Source organism: Mycobacterium sp. NGS56 (assembly GCF_059812425.1).
In genome coordinates, this window is the sequence record NZ_JCALCQ010000002.1 from 460,153 (window position 1) to 478,555 (window position 18,403).

Annotated in this window: 21 protein-coding genes; 15 read left to right on the forward strand and 6 right to left on the reverse strand. The window is 62.6% G+C overall.

Annotation, left to right across the window (positions count from 1 at the left end; all coding sequences use genetic code 11):
* Positions 1-102 precede the first annotated feature (102 nt).
* From AC5Y4F_RS09450 to AC5Y4F_RS09485, 8 genes are all read left to right on the forward strand, one after another.
* A complete protein-coding gene (locus AC5Y4F_RS09450) occupies positions 103-525 on the forward strand; it encodes an MmpS family transport accessory protein (RefSeq protein ID WP_197520615.1) in 423 nt (140 codons plus the stop codon).
* Positions 522-3,467, forward strand: coding sequence for an MMPL/RND family transporter (locus tag AC5Y4F_RS09455; protein ID WP_067936879.1), 2,946 nt, complete (start codon positions 522-524; stop codon positions 3,465-3,467). Before AC5Y4F_RS09450 ends, AC5Y4F_RS09455 begins: the two co-directional genes overlap by 4 nt.
* A 62-nt stretch (positions 3,468-3,529) precedes the next feature.
* A complete protein-coding gene (locus AC5Y4F_RS09460; RefSeq protein WP_067936882.1) occupies positions 3,530-3,748 on the forward strand; it encodes a ferric uptake regulation protein in 219 nt (72 codons plus the stop codon).
* A 310-nt stretch (positions 3,749-4,058) separates the two neighbouring features.
* Complete coding sequence (locus tag AC5Y4F_RS09465) at positions 4,059-4,829, forward strand: SDR family NAD(P)-dependent oxidoreductase (RefSeq protein WP_067936894.1); 771 nt, start codon at positions 4,059-4,061, stop codon at positions 4,827-4,829.
* Between the two features lie 155 nt (positions 4,830-4,984).
* Entirely contained in the window at positions 4,985-5,515 is a 531-nt protein-coding gene (locus AC5Y4F_RS09470; protein WP_231986407.1) for a cupin domain-containing protein, read from the forward strand.
* Positions 5,516-5,638: 123 nt separating this feature from the next.
* Positions 5,639-5,998 carry a Rid family hydrolase gene (locus AC5Y4F_RS09475; protein ID WP_499996211.1) on the forward strand — a complete coding sequence of 120 codons (360 nt, stop codon included), beginning with the start codon at positions 5,639-5,641 and terminating at the stop codon, positions 5,996-5,998.
* Positions 5,995-6,660 carry a nitroreductase family protein gene (locus AC5Y4F_RS09480; protein WP_067936898.1) on the forward strand — a complete coding sequence of 222 codons (666 nt, stop codon included), beginning with the start codon at positions 5,995-5,997 and terminating at the stop codon, positions 6,658-6,660. The genes AC5Y4F_RS09475 and AC5Y4F_RS09480 overlap by 4 nt, the downstream gene beginning before the upstream one ends.
* A 31-nt stretch (positions 6,661-6,691) precedes the next feature.
* Positions 6,692-7,003 (forward strand): hypothetical protein, encoded by a 312-nt coding sequence (locus tag AC5Y4F_RS09485; RefSeq protein WP_067936904.1) that lies wholly within the window; start codon positions 6,692-6,694, stop codon positions 7,001-7,003.
* A 108-nt stretch (positions 7,004-7,111) separates the two neighbouring features.
* Here the strand turns inward: AC5Y4F_RS09485 and AC5Y4F_RS09490 are convergent, their stop codons facing one another.
* The 5 genes from AC5Y4F_RS09490 to AC5Y4F_RS09510 all read right to left on the reverse strand — a co-directional run bounded on the left by AC5Y4F_RS09490 (position 7,112) and on the right by AC5Y4F_RS09510 (position 8,995).
* Positions 7,112-7,417, reverse strand: a complete 306-nt coding sequence (locus AC5Y4F_RS09490) for a PE family protein (RefSeq protein ID WP_067936907.1) — start codon at positions 7,415-7,417, stop codon at positions 7,112-7,114.
* Positions 7,418-7,509: 92 nt separating this feature from the next.
* Positions 7,510-7,794, reverse strand: a complete 285-nt coding sequence (locus AC5Y4F_RS09495) for a WXG100 family type VII secretion target (protein ID WP_067936910.1) — start codon at positions 7,792-7,794, stop codon at positions 7,510-7,512.
* A gap of 37 nt (positions 7,795-7,831) precedes the next feature.
* Complete coding sequence (locus tag AC5Y4F_RS09500) at positions 7,832-8,131, reverse strand: WXG100 family type VII secretion target (protein ID WP_067936912.1); 300 nt, start codon at positions 8,129-8,131, stop codon at positions 7,832-7,834.
* Complete coding sequence (locus AC5Y4F_RS09505) at positions 8,122-8,331, reverse strand: hypothetical protein (RefSeq protein WP_067936915.1); 210 nt, start codon at positions 8,329-8,331, stop codon at positions 8,122-8,124. Before AC5Y4F_RS09505 ends, AC5Y4F_RS09500 begins: the two co-directional genes overlap by 10 nt.
* Before the next feature lie 265 nt (positions 8,332-8,596).
* On the reverse strand, positions 8,597-8,995 hold the full coding sequence (locus AC5Y4F_RS09510) for a GNAT family N-acetyltransferase (protein WP_067936917.1): 399 nt from the start codon (positions 8,993-8,995) through the stop codon (positions 8,597-8,599).
* Positions 8,996-9,689: 694 nt separating this feature from the next.
* On the opposite strand from AC5Y4F_RS09510, the gene AC5Y4F_RS09515 reads away from it, so the two are divergent.
* Positions 9,690-10,454 (forward strand): SDR family oxidoreductase, encoded by a 765-nt coding sequence (locus tag AC5Y4F_RS09515; RefSeq protein ID WP_067936920.1) that lies wholly within the window; start codon positions 9,690-9,692, stop codon positions 10,452-10,454.
* Positions 10,455-10,563: 109 nt separating this feature from the next.
* Positions 10,564-10,974 (forward strand): cupin domain-containing protein, encoded by a 411-nt coding sequence (locus tag AC5Y4F_RS09520; RefSeq protein WP_067936924.1) that lies wholly within the window; start codon positions 10,564-10,566, stop codon positions 10,972-10,974.
* Positions 10,975-11,201: 227 nt separating this feature from the next.
* Here the strand turns inward: AC5Y4F_RS09520 and AC5Y4F_RS09525 are convergent, their stop codons facing one another.
* Entirely contained in the window at positions 11,202-13,880 is a 2,679-nt protein-coding gene (locus tag AC5Y4F_RS09525; protein ID WP_499996227.1) for an ATP-binding protein, read from the reverse strand.
* Between the two features lie 1,168 nt (positions 13,881-15,048).
* On the opposite strand from AC5Y4F_RS09525, the gene AC5Y4F_RS09530 reads away from it, so the two are divergent.
* The 5 genes from AC5Y4F_RS09530 (at position 15,049) to AC5Y4F_RS09550 (ending at position 18,357) form a co-directional block, all read left to right on the forward strand.
* A complete protein-coding gene (locus tag AC5Y4F_RS09530) occupies positions 15,049-15,351 on the forward strand; it encodes a hypothetical protein (RefSeq protein ID WP_499996232.1) in 303 nt (100 codons plus the stop codon).
* Entirely contained in the window at positions 15,297-15,794 is a 498-nt protein-coding gene (locus AC5Y4F_RS09535) for an MAP_0585 family protein (protein ID WP_369829722.1), read from the forward strand. Before AC5Y4F_RS09530 ends, AC5Y4F_RS09535 begins: the two co-directional genes overlap by 55 nt.
* A 244-nt stretch (positions 15,795-16,038) precedes the next feature.
* On the forward strand, positions 16,039-16,953 hold the full coding sequence (locus AC5Y4F_RS09540) for a metal-dependent hydrolase (RefSeq protein ID WP_067937283.1): 915 nt from the start codon (positions 16,039-16,041) through the stop codon (positions 16,951-16,953).
* Positions 16,950-17,138, forward strand: coding sequence for a ferredoxin (locus AC5Y4F_RS09545; protein ID WP_067937285.1), 189 nt, complete (start codon positions 16,950-16,952; stop codon positions 17,136-17,138). Before AC5Y4F_RS09540 ends, AC5Y4F_RS09545 begins: the two co-directional genes overlap by 4 nt.
* A 4-nt stretch (positions 17,139-17,142) precedes the next feature.
* Positions 17,143-18,357, forward strand: a complete 1,215-nt coding sequence (locus AC5Y4F_RS09550; protein ID WP_499996236.1) for an NAD(P)/FAD-dependent oxidoreductase — start codon at positions 17,143-17,145, stop codon at positions 18,355-18,357.
* The last annotated feature ends 46 nt before the right edge of the window (positions 18,358-18,403 follow it).

Sequence of the window (18,403 nt, forward strand, 5' to 3'; positions counted from 1 at the left end):
CGGGAATCAACTCGACGGCTCTGGCGTTCGGCTAGCGGTGGCGCAAGCGAAGGAATGCCCTAATATCAGCCCGTCGACATTTCCGAAGCGGGGTGCACGGTGTTGACGCTTATCAAGCGAATATGGGTACCGCTGGTTGTGGTCGTGGCACTGATCATCGGCGGCGTCGCAGTGGACCGACTCCACGGCGTCTTCCCGGGACCCGGCTTGCCCAAACCCGATCCCCGGGACGCTACCCCGCCGTATGCAGCCAAGACCGCCATCTACGAAATCCTGGGACCGCCCGGGACAACCGGCGTCGTCAACTGGATGGATGCCGAGGCACTCCCGCAAAAGGCCAACTTCACCACGTTGCCGTGGTCTCAGACGATCGTCGCCGAGATGCCCGGCATCTTCGCTTACGTCGTCGCTCAGGGCGACAGCCCCTCCATTGGCTGCCGAATCACCGTTGACGGCAAATTGGTTGATCAACAGCAGGCCACCACGCGCAACGCGCAAGTTTCGTGCTTGGACAAATCCGCATGACCGACAACACGAGCGACACGGACGACACGACCGACACCGACGAGATTCCGGTCGCGCCACACATCGAAGTCGCGCGAAAACCGCGGCTAGCCCACACCATTCGCGTTCTGGCGCTGCCGATCGTCGTGATCTGGCTGCTGATCGCCGTCGGCGTCAACGTGTTCGTGCCCCAGTTGGAAGCGGTTGCCGAGGACGTCTCGGTGCCGCTCTCGCCGTCCGACGCGCCGTCGGTGACCGGGATGAAGCACATCGGGCAGAAATTCAAGGAGTACGACTCCGACAATCTAGTGCTGGTGACCCTGGTCGGTGATCATCCCCTCGGCCAGGACGCCCACCAGTATTACGACGATCTGGTCAACAAGCTGCGACAGGACCACGAACACGTCGAGCACGTATTGAATTTCTGGGGACAAAGATTCACGGCGTCGGGTGTCGAGAGCCACGACCATAAGTCGGCTTACGTCCAGGTAAACCTGCGCGGCGACCAAGGCGGTGCGGTCGGGGACAAGTCCGTTTTTTCGGTTCGCAAGATCGTCGCGGACTCAACGCCGCCGCCCGGGGTGAAGGCCTACGTCGCGGGCCAGGGAGCCCTGACCGCCGACACGATCGTGGTCGGCAACGCCAGCCTGTTCAAGATGACGATCATCACCATTGTCATCATCGCGATCATGCTGATGTTCGTCTATCGATCCATCGGCACCGTGCTGTTGACGATGCTGATCCTGTTCGTCGGACTGGCCACCGGCCGAGGCGTAGTCGCGCTATTGGGCGCAACCGGCATCATGGGGCTTTCAACCTTTGCCGTCAACTTACTGACGGCACTGGCCATCGCGGCGGGGACCGACTACGCGATATTCATGGTCGGCCGCTATCAAGAAGCCCGCGAACGGAAGCTGGACCGCGAAGCCGCGTATTACGACACCTTCGCCGGGGTCAGCAAGGTAGTGCTGGGCTCGGGTTTGACGATCGTCGGTGCGCTGGCCTGTCTGCATTTCACGCGCCTGCCCTACTTCAGTTCGCTGGCGTTTCCGTGCGCAGTCGGTCTGCTGGTCGTCGTTGCCGCCGGGGTGACCCTGACACCGGCCCTCATTGTGGTCGCGAGCGGTTTCGGTCTATTCGATCCGAAGCGAAAGTTCAACTACACCCGGTGGCGCCGTCTAGCGACGGCCATCGTGCGGTGGCCGGCACCCATCCTCGCCAGCTCGGTCATCCTGGCGATCGTCGGGGCGATCGGGTTGATGGGCTTCAATCCGCGCTACAACGACCTGTACTACCTACCGAAGAGCGCGTCCTCGATCCAGGCTTACGACGCGGCCGATCAACACTTCACCCAGGCCCGCTTGAACCCGGACATTCTGATGATCGAATCGGACCACGATCTGCGCAATCCGACCGACATGTTGGTCCTGGACAAGGTCGCAGGAGCCATCTTCCGGGTGCCCGGCATCGAACGGGTACAGAGCATCACCAGACCTCTCGGGCCCCCGATCCAAGACGGATCCGTTCCGTTTCAGCTCAGCGTGCAAAGCGCGCCGATCCGCAGCAACCTGACTTACCTGAAGGATCGCATCGCCGACATCAAGAAGATCGTCGGTGACCTGGATACCCTGATCTCCCTATTAGAGCGCCAGTACGCGGTGACCCAGAAACTCGCGAACGCCGCGGACGACAGCGCGAAAACCGCGGGCAACACGGCGGCCATCACGGACGAGATCCGAGACCATATCGCAGATTTCGACGATTTCTGGAGACCGATTCGCAGTTACTTCTACTGGGAGAAACACTGCTTCGACATCCCGATCTGCTGGTCGCTACGGAGTTTGTTCGACGCCCTTGACGGATTCGATCAGCTCGCCGAGCAGTTCCACAATCTCACCAACGACCTCGGCGACACGGCGAAAGCCACCCGCGAACTGCTGGCGATCATTCCTCAGAATATCGCCACCTCGAAGGCGATCCGTGACACCACGATGACCATCTACAGCACATTCGACAATCTAGTCGATCAATTCGACCGGCTGACCGATACGAACGCCGTGATGGGCAAGTCCTTCAACGACTCTCAGATCGAAAGCCTCTTCTATCTGCCGCCCGAGATCTTCCAGAACCCGGACTTCCTGCTCGGTCTGAGTTTGATGGTATCGCCGGATGGCAAAGCAGCTCGCTTCATCATCACTCACTCGGTGGATCCGGCGACGACGCCCGGAATCTCGTCCGTCGATCAGGAACGCCAAGCGGCCAAGGAGGCGCTGAAACTCACCTCGCTCCAGAACGCCGACATCTACCTCGGCGGTACCGCCGCAACGTTTTACGACATCGCCAACGGCGCCAAGTACGACCTGATGATCGCCGGGGTGGCCTCAATCATGCTGATCTTCATCATCATGGTGATCGTCACCCGCGCTTTGATCGCCGCGGCCGTCATCGTCGGCACGATCGTGATGTCGCTGGGGGCTGCCTTCGGGTTCTCGACACTGATCTGGCAGCACCTTCTCAATTTCCAGTTGCACTGGGTGGCAACTGAATTCGCGTTGATCGTGCTCTTGGCGGTGGGTTCGGATTACAACCTGATGCTGGTGTCCAGAATCGAGGAGGAGATCGGAGCTGGTCTGAAAACTGGACTCATCCGCGGCATGGGTCTCACCGGCCCGGTGGTGACTGCCGCCGGTTTGGTGTTTGCTGTCACCATGGCCACGATGATCACCAGCGATCTGCGGGCGATCGGTCAGTTCGGCACGACGATCGGGCTCGGCCTCCTGTTCGACACCTTCGTAGTCCGATCGCTCATCACCCCGTCGATCATGACCGTGATGGGGCGCTGGTTCTGGTGGCCGAAGCGGGTACGCGTCCGCCCGGCCAGCGAGATGCTTCGGTCCGTCGGGCCGCGCCCGCTGGTTCGTGCACTGTTGCACCAGCCGCGGCATGCGCTCGCGCGAACGTAGTTTGTTTGCCGTCGAACTGAAACCAGCACAGATTTGGGCCGATGGGGCGTACCCTAGCCCTTATGGTCAAGGTCAAGACCTGTGTGCATTGCGGCCATACGTTCGATCCGAACGACCGGCAGCGCGACCTGTCCGATCCCGACTGGCTTCCGGCCGCATCAGTCTATTGCTCGCATGATTGCAGTGACCGATTCCATTGCGAAGTGGGGCATTGCTGCTCCACCCACGTGAAAGAGAAGGCGCGGCGCGAAGCCGCCAAGGCGTCGCACTCCAAAGCGTAGACCGATCGGCGTCGATCCAGTACTGCGCTGCGCGACGACGGCAAACAACCTTTTCAGTGCCCTTGAGCTCGCCGAAGTTGTCCAACCTCCTCGCATCCACCCTTCGGTCCGCCGTGGCGCGCTAGTCACCCGGGTGAACCGGTCGCTGGGGTGATGACAGCTCACCCCGCGCGGCCGCAGGCTCAGTACGACCACAACCGAGCGGGATAGTCGGCCCGCTAGCGGAGCGTCCCAGTGAGGCCGTTAGGCGTTGTCGATCGAAGATCGGCGGTCCAGTCGAAGCCGGTAATAGAACCAGGAAGGACCCCGAATGCATTTTGAGGCCAAGAAGGCCGTCGTCGTCGGCGGCAGCGCCGGCATCGGCCGGCAGTCCGCGACCGACGTCGTGGATCACGGCGGCAGCGCGGTGATCGTCGGACGCTCGAAAAACCGGGTGGACGATACGGTCGCGGAGCTGACGAGCAGGGGTGGTGAAGCGTGGGGTATCGCCGCCGACCTGACGGATCGCGCCGCTATCGCCGATGTGCAGCGCGAGCTTTCCGAACAGCACGGCGACGCGACACTGCTCGTCAACGCGGCCGGATTCTTCATCCCCAAGCCTTTTCTGGAGTACGACGAGCAGTTCTACGACTCGTACCTGGAGCTCAACTATGCCCTGTTCTTCCTGACCCAGACCGTCGTTGACGGCATGATCGGCCGGGGGGAAGGCGGCTCCATCGTCAACATCGGCAGCATGTGGGCGCATCAGGCCGTTGGCGTGACCCCGTCGGCCGGGCACTCGATGCAAAAGGCCGGACTGCATGCGCTCACCCATAACCTGGCCATCGAGCTTGCCGGGCATAAGATCCGCGTCAACGCGGTCGCACCGGCCGCCGTGAAGACCCCCGCTCTGGAGCGATGGGTCCCGAAGGATGAGATCGACTCGACGCTTGACGCCTTCGCGCCGCTGCATCCCCTGGGACGAGTCGGCAGCGCCGCCGACGTCGCCAACGCGGTCATCTATCTGCTCTCCGACCAGGCCAGCTGGGTCACCGGCGCGATTCTCAACGTCGACGGCGGCTTCATGGCCGGCCGCAAGTAACCCCATGGCGACCTTGGTCGACGGTGAATCAGCGCGAAAACATCTGGCGCGCTGGACAATCGACCGCGCACTCAGCTTAGGGGCATCCGTGTCACACGAATACAACGCAACCTGGCCGCGGTCGACGCGTTGAACCGCGAGAAGGAGAGATTGCAGTGACAAACGACATCTTCAGGCCGGGCGGCCCGCCGGCCAAGTCTGTTGGCCGCACCGAAGGCAAGTCCGTGTTCCTTGGGACGGTCGGTGTCCGCCACATTCTCGATAAGGTTCAGGCCGAGGGGCGTTTCTCCGTCCTCGAGCATCCCATGTCACCCCGAGCGCTGGCCTCAGCGCTTCATCGCCACCGCAACGAAGATGAATACAGCTGGATCATCGAGGGACGCGTAGGCGCTTTGCTTGGCGACGAGGTGCTCTACGGCGGACCCGGTGATTTCATTTTGAAGCCGCGAGGCCAGTGGCACACATTCTGGAACGCCGGTGATGAGCCCGCGCGCATCCTAGAGATCATTTCCCCCGCAGGATTTGAGCAGTTCTTCGACGAGCTTTCTGACCTCGGCGGTGTGGACAAAATATCGACGGAGGCCCTAGATGAACTCTGCGGGCGGTACGACCTGGAGATGGATGTCGACAGCATCCCCGAACTATGCAAACGCTTCAACTTGAGATTTCCCGGCGAACCTCTTTGACGCGCGACAAGCACGCCACCGGAGGGCCTCTGTGTGGTCCACCGCTGAGCCATTACACACCGAATAAAACCCCACATCACCAGGAGTCTCGAGATGACCACGATTTCCCGTATCCACACCGGAGTGGCCGATCACATCGGCAAATATGCCGACGCTGTCGCCGTATCCGGGAGCGGCACATACATTTTCGTCGCGGGAACGCCCGGGGTACGTGAAGACGGCACCTTGCCCGAGGACTTCACCGACGAAGCCCGGCAGTGCTGGGCCAATGTCGAAGACGCGCTCGGCAAGGCCGGCGCAAAGCTCACCGACATCGTCTACATGCGCCAATGGGTCACCAGTCGTAACAATGCGGCCGCCTACCTGGCGGTGAGCAATGAAATCATCCGCCACGAGCCCGCCGGCATGTTCAGCATCATCGACGGGCTGGTGTGGCCCGACATCCGCGTTGAAGTCGAAGTCATCGCCATCCTGCCGGCATGAGCGATTACCCCATCGTCGACTTGTCCACCGACGCCCTGCTGACTACGACCCGCTCCGTGCGCAAACGTCTCGATTTGACCAAACCTGTTCCCATCGGCCTGATCCGGGAATGCCTGGACATCGCCGTGCAGGCACCGACGTCGTCCAACGTCCAGAACTGGAGCTTCATCGTCGTCACCGATGTCGAACAGCGTTGGGCAATCGCCGATGTGTACCGCCGCACATGGGACTGGATCGTCGCCTCCCCCTTCGCGGTCGCCGAGCGGTTCAAGGACGACCCCGAGCGCAATCGCCAGCAGCGCAAAGTGTCCGACAGTGCCACGTATCTCGCTGAGCACATTGGCGAGGTGCCCGTCTTGATGATCCCGTGCGTCGAGGTCATCGACGGTGACGGCACGCTGACGGGCGAAAACGCCAACCAATATTGGAGTTCCATCATGCCCGCTACGTGGAGCTACATGCTCGCGGCGCGTTCTCGGGGCTTGGGAACCACCTGGACCGGGGTGACCATAATGGCCGATGAGGAGATGCGGGCCATTCTCGGCCTGCCCGACAACGTCTATCACGCCACAACCATCCCCACCGCTTACTACACCGGCACGACCTTCCGCCGTGCCAAACGGATTCCGCTCGACGACGTGTTGCATTTCGACCGGTGGTGAGCGGCTGACGAAGCTTCCGAGGAGGACAACAATGGACGGCGATTACGACGACCCGGGACCCGATAATACGCTGGGCCCCAGCGAATCCCTGGACTCCGACGAGGTGCGCAACGACGATGGGGACATCGTGGTCGACGCACCATTGCGCTGGATCTCGCCGGTGGAAAATCTGACGCTGGACAAGCGACTAGCCGCTGAGGAGCCCGAGCTTCGCTACACCGAGGACCCGCCGCCGTGGCCCCGGCGCCACCGTGGTCAGGTCAGTGGGAGCCCAAACGATGGTGCGTCGTTTTACACCGTGGCGCGCGAAGAGTTTGACGAGGACGACGAGGACGTCGGCTGACCCAGTAGCGAGGACGCGAGGGTGGTTGTAAGTGTGTACCAGCCGCGGCGTCCGTCTCGGGGTCGATAAGGCATGAAACGCGTTGTCGTAACACGAGTATTGGTTGAATTAGCCGAGCGCTGCCGCGTTAGCGGCTTCGGTCGCTGCATACGAAGCTGCGCTCGTCCCGAGGGTGGTTACGAACAGCTGGTGGATAGCCGCCGCCTGGGCACCGATCGTCTGGTAGTTCTGGGCATGCGCGGCGAATTGCATCGCCATCAGCGCCGACACTTCATCAGCTGCCGCAGGTATCACCCCGGTGGTCGAAGCGGCCGCGGCAGTGTTTGCGGCGACGGCGTCCGAACCGATAATCTGCAGGCTATCAGCCGCTATCGTCAGCATCTCCGGCTGCGCGGTTAGGAATGAATTGTTCATCTTTGCTCCTGCCCTGGCGGACCCGATGCGTGCTGGAATGATTACGCTGTTGCGAGCCGAACCACGGAAATGGTTGTGCCGGTGAGAGTTTGTTAGGCCCAGCTGGAGCCGACGGCAGCATCTGTGCTTGCCATGTTGCTGCCGGCCGCGCGCACTTTGTTGCCGTGGGCGTTAGCTTGTTCGTAGATCACTTGAAAGTTGCGGCCCAACTCGGTGATGAATTGCTGACATGCCGTTGACCCTGCGCCGCCCCAAAAATCCCCAGCGGCAAGCACATCACGAATAATGGCCTGATGTTCGGCCTCCAATGCCATGGCTTGGGCCCGGATCGTGGCGCCGTGCGCATCCACGTCGCCGAACTGGTAGTTTATTGTCATTGTCGGTGTTCTCCTATCGCGGGACATACCGCTTTGGCTAGCTGCTCAGGATCTGCTGGGATTCTTGCTCTTGCTGCTCGTAGTTAGTGGCGTCGCGGATCAGCCCGTCGCGCACTCCGTGCAGCATGTTGACAATGTTGCGGAAGGCCCGATCCATCTGGCCCATGGTGTCGTAGGAGGTGATCTGAGCCATGCCGCTCCAGCCGGCGCCGGCAATGTTTTGGCTCGACGCCCACATCATGCGGGCAGCGTCTTCCACGGTTTGGGCGTGCACGCCGAAACGTCCCGCCATCGCCCGCAGCTCATGCGGGTCAGTCATAAAACGTGTCACAGGCATTGAATGTCTCCTGAAGGTGTATTAGCTGATGTGTTGCGGCCCGCGATGATGCCGCCATCGATGATGAGAATTGCGCCGGTGAGCCAATTGATCTCATCGGACGGCAGATATGTCACAGAGTTGGCAACGTTGACTGCGGCCTGTCGGCCGCTGCTGGCACTGCCGTCGACGACGATGACCTTCTTGGCCTCGAAATGCATGTGCGCGCCTTTCCAATTCTCAGGCGGCTGCGACTACTGACGGGCTCAGCTGAGTCGCCTCGCAGACGGGATGACAATTCCCTCCGGTCCTGGTGGTACTGAGACTGCAGGCAGGTGGGGTGAGCTGTCATCGCCCAAACCAGCTATTCACCCGGGTGAGCGCCGTCATCGAAGCGCGCTGAACAAGGTGGCCGATTCGCACTTTTCGGGCGACTTCGGTGATTTAGGTCTGCACGAGCGACCCTCGTGTGCCTGGCGCGGTCGGCTAGGGGCTATCCGGAGCCGCCGGCGCGGCGGGACGCGACACCGGGCGGAGCAATCCCCGATACTCGTCGGTGACCAGGTCCTGGTATTCAGGATGGCGCAGAATGTAGTCACCCGTAATCTTGCATCGCGGAACAACCGTGTGTCCGGCCCTCCGGATCAGTGTCAGCACACCGCCGATCATCGCAGACGACACACCCCGACCACGCCACTGCGTATCGACGTGGGCGGCCATCAACACGATGTGTCCGCGGTAGCGGCGGTAGGGCTGTCGACCGATCACCTGGTGGTCAACAGCGGCCTCGAACCGGTCTTCTTCGGCGTTGTCGGTGACAATCGTCCGGAGTCCATCGTGGGCATTGCATTCGACACTGCCCATCGGCGTTGGCGTTTCACTCACAGTCAAATATTCCTTCCATGTCACAACATGCGGGAGCCTGGCGAGGACGGCTGGCGGTCAAGGGCACGCGACACCTCAACTCGCCCCACACCACATGCACTCAAAGCTTCGATCCCTGGGGGCGCGGGCCAATCCAGCGGGGTAACCAGGGATCCCGTCGCGTGTTCCTCCGGCCCGCGCAGACAGGGTGAGGCAGTCGGAATCGTCCTTGGTCATTCCACCGACAATACTCCGCGTTTTCGCTAACTGGGTCTAATGCCCCAGAGGGATCGCCAGTCGGGCTATCGGTGCCCTCGGGTAGGCGAGTATCGGCCGCCGATATCGGCCAAGCAATCAGCGATGCAGCCGCGTGATCCGAGGCTGCGCTCAACGCCCAGCAATCGGCCGGTCAACTACATTCTTCCGCAACCACTTCCACCCGAAACTGCCATAACTGTTCAGTCATTTGGGCTACCGTCCGGAATAGATCGCCGGGTCAGTCCAACACTGCCCGCATCTTAAAAACTACTGGGTTGACCTACCCAATAGCGCGTGTAACAATCACTCGAGAAAACCGTTGGGATTCTCGTCCACCTCCGGCCAGAGCTCATTCCTACATCGATCGGTGGGACGAACACCCACCCGCGCCGGCGGTCTTCAGTCCAGGTCGGAGACTGACCGCCGCGAGGAATGACCCAATTCTGAAAGGTTCATTATGAAGATCGTTGTCATCGGCGGTCGTGGGCTGATCGGCTCGAAAGTAGTGTCCAAGCTCAGTGCGCAGGGACACGACGTGATCGTCGCCTCGCGTCGGACGGGTGTCGATTCACTCACCGGTGAAGGCCTCGCCGACGCCCTCGCCGGTGCGGAGGTGCTGGTCGACGTCGCCGATTCACCATTGTTCGACGATGAACCCGTGCTGCACTTCTTCACAACCACAACGGCGAATCTTGTCTCTGCTGAACGGGAAGCGGGAGTCAAACACCACGTCGCGTTGTCCGTAGTGGGCGCGCAGGTCATGCCGGACAGCGGCTACAACACGGCAAAGGCAGCTCAGGAAAACCTGATCAAGGATTCGGGCCGGCCTTACTCGATCGTGCGAGCAACTCCCTTCTACGAATTCGCGGTTGGCTTGGCCGATTCCGCGACAGATGGCGAGATCGTCAGGCTGCCGCACGCGATGTTTCGTCCTATAGCCGCCGACGACGTCGCGACCGCCGTGGCCCGCGCGGCTGTCGGACGTCCCATCAATGGGGTAACGGAGATCGCTGGACCCGAAACAATGGGGATGGACGACTTTGTCCGCACGGGCCTCGCCGCCATCGGCGATCAACGACAGGTCGTGACTGATTCTCAGGCGCCGTACTTCGGTGCGGTGATCGACGATCACACGCTTGCCCCCGACGACAAAGCCACCATCTTCACAACCCGCTACTCCGACTGGATCAACGCATACTCCGGCCGCGCTCAGGAGAATTAAAGGACGGCAAGCGAATTGATCACGCCTGCCGTGATGTTGCTTGCACGGCGGGGAGGTTCCAAGTTCCCATCGTCCGCTCCGTGCTTCACGACCAGCAGAGAGATCACAAATGCCGCAGGATACGACTGAGTCCAAATCGGAATCCACGATGAAAGTAGTCCAGGAAGTGCGGTCACCGTTGATTCCTGGCGATGCCCAGGTGATGACTGTGCTCATCAACCATCCACCGGGCGCCCCTGGCTACCCGCCACATCGCCTTCCTGGCGGTCCGGGCTTCGGTTACATGATTGACGGTGAGATGTTGTTCGAGATCGAGGGCGAGGCGCCACGCGTTCTCCGCGCCGGGGATGCGTTCTGGGGACCCGGTGGCGACGTGATCCATTATCGGGACGCTAACAACCGGACTGACGTCCCTTGTCGCTTCGTCCTCACATTGTTTCGCGTGCCAGGGAAACCGATGATCGAACGGGTGACCGAAGAGGAGCTTGACGAGCGGAAGGCGCTGCGCGTCACCGATTGAGAAAGCATCTTTATAACTGCGGACGACCGGGACTGGGTCGCCAGCTGGCCGGGTTTGGAGATGCTGGTCAGTAATGCGGGCCGGGAACACACCGGTGATGAGTATCGAAATCTGGTGCAGCAGGCGGGCGTTCACATGACGTGAATAATGCCGACGGCCTCGCCGTTCAGCATGGTGGAAGTCGACGCGGCTTAACGCACCGATATGAGCGTAGGCGGTGGTCTGGTTTATTTCGAGATAGCATCCAATCCTGCTCGGGCCTGGTCGATTTGGTCGAAGGTGTATGTCACGATGGCGGATACCGTCATCGCTTCGCCCTTGCGGGCGAGCGACTCGTAGGTCTGGTCGGTGAGGACCTCACGGAGGTGAGTGACCGCGGTGACGAGTTCGGGGAATCCCGACACTGTCACCGGATTGAGTGCCGCGAAGCCGGCGATAGTGGTCGCCGCTTCGTACCGTCCGAGCCGGTCGAGAAATGCTGCGAGGAGGGCCAAGGGCAGGTGCAACATGCCGACGTTGCCCGACTCGTGGAATTTGCGAATAGCCAACGCGGAGAACTCCAACGCCTCCAACGGGTTCCCATGTTGCGCCGCAAGCCCGGACAGCGTCATCAACAATTGTGTCTCGATCAGACGGTTGCCACTGTCCTGCGCGATGGCCAGCCCCCGGCGCTGAGCCTTCAGTGCCTGGTCGGCATCCGTGTCGCGGAAGACCCACCCGTAGGCGAGAAGCGCATACGCCAGCTCGCACGGATTGGGAATCGCTTCGGCGGCATCGATGAGGCCATCGGCGGTGACCATCGCCTGGTCGTTGGCGCCGGTAACCGTGAGCCACAGTATGAGGCTTGCCCAGGTGGCTGTATTGGTGCGACCACCGCGTGAAAGCCGGGCTCGGCATAGCTCGACCGACCGCTCAGGTTGGCCAATCGACAGGTATGAACTGCCGAGCCAACTCTCGGCCGCGTCATACGGCGCCGTATCACCGCCCCCGGCGATGACCGACGCTCCGATGTCGCTGTAGCCGACAGCCTCCTCGATGCGCCCTTGGAAAAAGCACTGGCTTGCCATCACGCACAGGGGAGCGAGCCGGGGATGGTTGACGGCTCGGGCGGGTTCGATCATCTCTTCGGCCCAGGCCAGTGGCTCGTAGTTTTCGACAAGGAAGCCGAGAAAAGCCGAGCACGCAGCGATAGTCGCGCCCGCATCGACGTCGGCGTGATCGGCGGCCCACCGAAACGCGGTTCGCAGATTCGCCAACTCCATTGCGAACCAGTCATACGACTCGCGTTGGCGCGGGCTGTCCCACAGGTCCATGACGTCGGCTTCTCGTCCGGCGAAGTAGCGTGCGTGCGCTGTCCGGACCGCCTCTGCCGCACCGCATGTGACGAGTTGTTCCTCAGCGAACTGGCGGATCGTTTCCAGCATCGAATACCGGGTCCGCCCGCCAGACCGCGCGGCGAGCACGAGTGACTTGCGCACCAAAGCGTCGAGTGCCTCCAGCACGGCGTACTCGTCGCGCTCAGCTGATCCGGCTACCGCGCAGGCACTTTGGAGGTCAAACCCGCCCGCGAACACCGAACAGCGTCCCAGCAGCGTCTTTTCGGTGCCATCGAGAAGGTCGTAGGACCAGGCCACTGCGTGGCGCAGGGTTTGGTGGCGTTCCAGGCCGCGCCGCGAGCCGACCAGCAACCTGAACCGGTGATCGAGACGATCGCGCATTTCACTGGCGGTCATCGACGCCATCCGCGACGCCGCTAGCTCGATGGCCAGTGGAATCCCATCCAGACGTTGACAAATCTCGGTGACCGCGGCGGCTTCACCGCCGTCGACTAACGAGAAGCCCGCCGAAGTGCCTTGGGCGCGTTCGACGAACAGCCGCACCGCTGCGGAGTCGATACCCGCCGCCGAGTCCAGCGAGCGCACCGGCCACACCTGCTCGTCGGGGACTCCGAGCCCCTCTCGGCTGGTAGCGAGGATTCGTACCGTCGCCGACTGCGCGAGTATGGCCTCGATCAAATCGGCGGCCGCATCGAGAACGTGCTCGCAGTTGTCGAATACCAACAGCCGAACCCGGCCCTCCAACGCGGCGGCTAGCGACTCGCTCACGCTCTTGCCGGGCTGCTGTATTACCCCCAAGACCGACGCAACCATGTCAGGCACGGCTGCGGGATCGGTTACCGCGGCCAGTTCGAAAACCCACACACCATCGGGGTACTCATCGGCCAGTCGTGCCGCGACCTCTAACGCCAGGCGGGTCTTACCGACCCCACCGACGCCGGTCAGCGTCACCAACCGTCGCGCCTTGACCGCCGCTGCGATGTCGGCGACCGCTGCCTCGCGTCCGATCAAACTGGTGGTCGCCGGCCGCAGGTTCCCGGGCGTTGTATCGAGCGCTCGCAGCGCCGGAAAGTCGGTGGCCAAACCGGGCGCCCTCACTTGGTAGACCCCGACCGGCATCGGCACATCCCGCAGCCGACGTGGCCCCAGGTTGACCAGGTCGATTCCGCTGACCAGAACCGCCGTCGATTCGGCCACCAGGATTTGCCCGCCGTGCGCGGTGGACATGATCCGCGCCGCACGGTTCAGCACAGCTCCGAAGTAATCCCCATCCCGCAGCTCTGCCTCCCCGGTGGCCAGCCCCATTCGGACCGGCAACTCCAGTTCGCGCTGGGCGGCGATGGCCGCATTCACCGCCGCCCTTGGCGACGAGAACGCTGCTACCGCGCCATCACCGGTGTGCTTGATCAGGAAGCCACCATTGGCCTCAATCGCCGAGCGCAACACGTCATCATGCGCGGCGAGTGCGGCCCGCATAGCGTCGGCGTCGGCTTCCCACCGACGGGTGGACCCCTCCACATCCGTGAACAGAAAGGTCACCACCCCCGAAGGGGCCACCCCCGTAGGCATCCGCAAAGGATGTCATACAAAGCCCTGCTCAGGCGGCTATTCGCAGCCAATGTTCGAGACTTTCGCAAGGCACCCATTCCGAAGCGGTGAGTGAGTCGCAGTCGCAGTCGACGAACCGCGCTTCGGGTCCGCACGGCGGCAGGTTCGGCCGGTGGCGAGGCGGCGGGTGGTGGTGCACCGGCGCCGCGGGATGGTTCGACGTCACCCTTCAAGCGATCGGCGTCGATGGGTCGTCTCGTCGCCCGGAGATTTCGTCCGCCGGGAATCAGTACTTCCGTATGTCATGACATCCTCGAGGACGCCAGCCTGGCGTTGGTGGGCCACCGATTTGCGCGTGATCGTGGATTACGCTCGGAAGCCCCGGGCCATGCTCAACCACGCTCGGCCTGCCCATAACGATCGGGGACCTGCCAAAGGCGAACGCGCTATTAGCAGGCATTATACATCTGATTGCTGACCCGCAGCCCGTGCTAATTGAGCTGAAAGATCTTAGGCCAGGATGTGTAGTAATTATTTTCTTCTAAGTTAATTGACTAATAGCGCGAATATAGGCAAGCGAGCGATCAATGAAAGTAATAAATACTGATGTACTGGTCGGAACTCAGTAGGTCCGTAAATTATTGCTTTCACCAGGTAAAGGCGACGGCCTACTGGTACTGGGCAGTAGTGGTTACTGAATGCAGGGGTTCCGCTGAAACCTCGGACAGTCGCATCTGTAGGAAAAGATGTGCGTGGCCGAACTGCCCTTTCTCAATGCTTTACTTTGGTCGGCGGCAGCAAATAACTATGGACTTGCTTAGAACATTTAACAGCGTTGCTGGCTGACCGAAGAGGTGTTACCTTCGCTATAAGAACGCTCGGACCAGCGGGTAAGTGGGAGATATCGGTCAGCGTAATCGCCGAGGCCACCGTGATCGTCGGCGAGCAGTCGGAGGGACGAACGGAATGTATGTGAAGCGTGTGGCCGGGGCGGCCATTGCCGCGGGTCTTGGCATCTCGGGACTGACGGTGGGCGAGGGGCTTGCCAACGCAGTCCCGTTGAATCCGCCCTGCGAAAAATGCGTACCAAGCCTCGGCGGACCGGAATTGGGTCCGGTTCCCGAGGGCCCCGGTCCCGGCGGCCCGGGGCCGGGACCAGGCCCCGGGCCGGGCCCTGGTCCCGGTGGACATGGGGCGGGCGGACCTGGGGTGGGACCGGGCGGCCCTGGTCCCGGTGGACATGGACCTGGCGGACCTGGGCCGGGCGGACCTGGGGTGGGACCGGGTGGCCCTGGTCCCGGTGGACATGGACCTGGCGGACCTGGGCCGGGCGGACCTGGGGTGGGACCGGGTGGACCGGGACCTGGCGGACCGGGACCCGGCGGACCTGGGCCGGGTGGGCATGGTCCCGGCGGACCTGGGCCGGGCGGACCTGGGGTGGGACCGGGTGGACCTGGGCCCGGTGGACATGGCCCTGGAGGACCAGGGGTAGGACCGGGAGGACCAGGAGTCGGACCCGGGGGACCCGGGCCGGGTGCACCGCAAGCTCGATTCCAGCCGTACACGCCGAGAGGTGCTTTCGATAGGGGCAATGACCGGGTGGGGGGCCCGTGGGATGCGCCTCGCGGGTTCAGCACACCCGACCACGGGGCGCCGCCTTGGCCGCGGCCGCGAGGGTTTGGCTGGAATGATGGACCTCCGCCCGGTGCTCCGCCGCCGAACTGGTTCGGGCCGCCGCCTCCGGGTGGCTGGAACGGACCCCCGCCGCCAGGTGGTTGGAACGGCCCGTGGCATGGGCCGCCGCGCGACATCGCCCTGGCACGGGGCGACTTCGGGCCGTTTAATTACTACGGCTACACCGCAATTCCGGTCTTCAATCCAGTTTTCGGTGGATGGGGTTTCTGGTACTTCGGTGTCTGGATTCCGCTGTATTAGGCCTTGAAGCCTCGCTGGACACCTTCGTTGCCAGAGCAACTGCTCCTTAACCCAGCAAGGAAACTCTTAGCTTCCTGGCGCCGTTGACACGCATGATCGGGTCGCCAGGTGGGTACGCGGCTGAGTGAACGATTGTTCCGCAGCGAAACGGTGGCCGTCTCGGCTCGGTCGCGGGTCGCCTCGTTTGTTTCGAAGGCAAAGGTTCGACCGACTAAGCCACGGTCGTCGCCGGGAGGAGTTTCTGATGCCCGAGGTCCAACTTCACCACGAGGGACACCCGCGCTATCGCCGGATGGTCCGATTCGACTGGTCCGAGACGCCGCTGCACTGGGTACCTGACGACCCGTTCTCAACGCACATGATGAACGTGTTGCATCTGCTGCTACCCGAAGGGGAGCGGCACTTCATCAAGGCCGTCCTCGAGGCGTCGTCGCTGGTCGATGACCCGGAGCTGGAGGCGGCGATCAAACCGTTCATCCAGCAGGAGTCCTGGCATGCCTGGGCGCATCAGGTGGTGCTCGACCATTTGGCCGAGCAGGGCATCGACACCAAGCCGTACACGTCGCGGCTGCGGAAGATGCTGTCGGTGGCGCTCGGTGATCCGCCCAGGTGGTTTCCGCCGGCGATGAAGCGGTGGTGGCTGTATCGACGCCTGGCCGACGTCGCAGCGCTGGAACATTACACCGCGATGTTGGGCCAATGGGTACTGCAGAACCGAGGTCTGGATTACGCGGGCACCGACCCGATGATGCTTGATTTGCTGCGCTGGCACGGCGCCGAGGAGGTCGAGCACCGCTCGCTGGTGTTCGACGTCTATCAGCATGTGTGCGGCAACTACTTCATCAGAGCCTTCTCGATGCTCATGACGACGCCGCTGTTTTACGGGTGGTGGATTGCCGGAGCGAAATATCTGATGGCTCACGATCCGACCACCGACCAGAAGTGGCGCTGGCGCGACTGGCTGCGTGCGGCCCGCGAGTACAAGCTGCCCGGCCCCTGGCAGCTGATGGTGACCCAGCCCGCCAGGTATATGCGGCCCCATCATCATCCCGGCCCCGAAGCGGTCACGACGATGGCGGTCGAGTACATCAAGAAATCGCCGGCGGCGAAGGCCGCCCGCGAACGGGCACAGTCAGAAGGAAAGGTCGCAGTGCGATGAAGGTTTCGGTGGACCTTGATACCTGCGATGGCAACGGCGTTTGTATGAGCCTGTGCCACGAGGTTTTCGACGTGCGAGAAGACGGGCTACACCTGCTCCAAGAGCAGCCCCGGCGGGAGTTGCGCGGACCGTTGAAGGCCGCCGAAGTGTCGTGCCCCACCCAGGCGATCGTGGTGGAGGACTGACGCGATGCCGAGTCGTCAGCTCAACGAAGTGGTCGTCGTCGGCGCCGGTGTGGCAGGGATGCGGGCAGCGGAAACGCTGCGACATTACGGCTTTGACGGCGCCCTTACCATCGTGGGTGCCGAACGGCAGGCGCCGTATCATCGGCCGCCCTTGTCGAAGAAGCTGCTCAGCGGTCAGGTGCACCGAGCGGGCGTCGACATGGCGCTGCAGCTAGACATGGAAGCGCGGGTCTTCAGAGGGGCGACCGCGGTTGGTCTGGATGTATCGGCACGTACCGTCCGGGTCCGCGACGAGGGTCAGAACCTGTCCTTGAATTTCGACGGAGTTGTCATCGCCAGTGGCGCTGAACCGCGCGAATGGCCGGGCGGCCCTACCCCCGATGGGGTGCTCCTGCTGCGGACGGTAGAGGACTGCTTGGCGATCCGAGAGCGACTCGGCTCGCGTCCTCGTGTCGTCGTGGTAGGGGGCGGCTTTATCGGCAGCGAGGTGGCTGCGACCTGCCGATCGTTGGGCCTCGATGTTGTGCTTGTTGAAAAGGCCGCCGGACCGCTGGTTCAAGCGTTGGGTACCGAGCTGGCGCCTTATTGGGCGAAGCTGCATCGCGAACATGGGGTGGACCTGCGCGTCGGCGTCGGTGTCGACGCATTCGTCGGCAACGGGCGGGTGGAAGCAGTTCGACTCACCGACGGTTCGCAGGTCCCAGCTGATGTCGTCATCGTCGGGCTCGGCGTTACTCCCGCCACCGCCTGGCTGGAAGGCTCGGGTCTGCATCTGGACGACGGGGTGGTCTGCGATGCCACCGGTGCCGCCGAGGGCAACTCCGGCGACGGCAACGTGGTCGCCGCCGGGGATGTGGCGCGCTGGTGGCATCCGCTGTACGAGCGTCATCTGCGTACTGAACACTGGGATGACGCGGCACGGCAGGGCGAGGCGGCGGCGCGCACACTGCTGGCCGGGCCGGAGCACGCCGAGCCGTTCGACGCGGTGCCGTATTTCTGGTCCGACCAATACGACATCAAGCTTCAGATGCTAGGTGTGCCAACTGATTACGATGCCGTCGAGGTCATCGAAGGCAATCCGGACGCCGGGGAGTTCGTCGGCGCCTACGGGCGGGGCGGCCGCACCATCGCGGTGCTCGCGACGATGCCGGGGCGGGTTCATGCGTATCGGGAGGCTCTCGAGAAGCGCGCCGAATTCCCGCCGAGCTTGCCGGATTAGCAAAGGCGAACGCCCGCTACCCCACATGGCCCGGGGGTGACTCGAA

Coding starts and splice junctions, on each gene's coding strand:
- AC5Y4F_RS09455 (WP_067936879.1), top strand. CDS start 522: ATGACCGACAACACGAGCGACACGGACGACACGACCGACACCGACGAG.
- AC5Y4F_RS09480 (WP_067936898.1), top strand. CDS start 5,995: ATGAGCGATTACCCCATCGTCGACTTGTCCACCGACGCCCTGCTGACT.
- AC5Y4F_RS09495 (WP_067936910.1), bottom strand. CDS start 7,794: ATGACAATAAACTACCAGTTCGGCGACGTGGATGCGCACGGCGCCACG.
- AC5Y4F_RS09465 (WP_067936894.1), top strand. CDS start 4,059: ATGCATTTTGAGGCCAAGAAGGCCGTCGTCGTCGGCGGCAGCGCCGGC.
- AC5Y4F_RS09500 (WP_067936912.1), bottom strand. CDS start 8,131: ATGCCTGTGACACGTTTTATGACTGACCCGCATGAGCTGCGGGCGATG.
- AC5Y4F_RS09505 (WP_067936915.1), bottom strand. CDS start 8,331: ATGCATTTCGAGGCCAAGAAGGTCATCGTCGTCGACGGCAGTGCCAGC.
- AC5Y4F_RS09515 (WP_067936920.1), top strand. CDS start 9,690: ATGAAGATCGTTGTCATCGGCGGTCGTGGGCTGATCGGCTCGAAAGTA.
- AC5Y4F_RS09540 (WP_067937283.1), top strand. CDS start 16,039: ATGCCCGAGGTCCAACTTCACCACGAGGGACACCCGCGCTATCGCCGG.
- AC5Y4F_RS09545 (WP_067937285.1), top strand. CDS start 16,950: ATGAAGGTTTCGGTGGACCTTGATACCTGCGATGGCAACGGCGTTTGT.
- AC5Y4F_RS09525 (WP_499996227.1), bottom strand. CDS start 13,880: ATGCCTACGGGGGTGGCCCCTTCGGGGGTGGTGACCTTTCTGTTCACG.
- AC5Y4F_RS09550 (WP_499996236.1), top strand. CDS start 17,143: ATGCCGAGTCGTCAGCTCAACGAAGTGGTCGTCGTCGGCGCCGGTGTG.
- AC5Y4F_RS09490 (WP_067936907.1), bottom strand. CDS start 7,417: ATGAACAATTCATTCCTAACCGCGCAGCCGGAGATGCTGACGATAGCG.
- AC5Y4F_RS09520 (WP_067936924.1), top strand. CDS start 10,564: ATGCCGCAGGATACGACTGAGTCCAAATCGGAATCCACGATGAAAGTA.
- AC5Y4F_RS09460 (WP_067936882.1), top strand. CDS start 3,530: ATGGTCAAGGTCAAGACCTGTGTGCATTGCGGCCATACGTTCGATCCG.
- AC5Y4F_RS09530 (WP_499996232.1), top strand. CDS start 15,049: ATGGGGCGGGCGGACCTGGGGTGGGACCGGGCGGCCCTGGTCCCGGTG.
- AC5Y4F_RS09485 (WP_067936904.1), top strand. CDS start 6,692: ATGGACGGCGATTACGACGACCCGGGACCCGATAATACGCTGGGCCCC.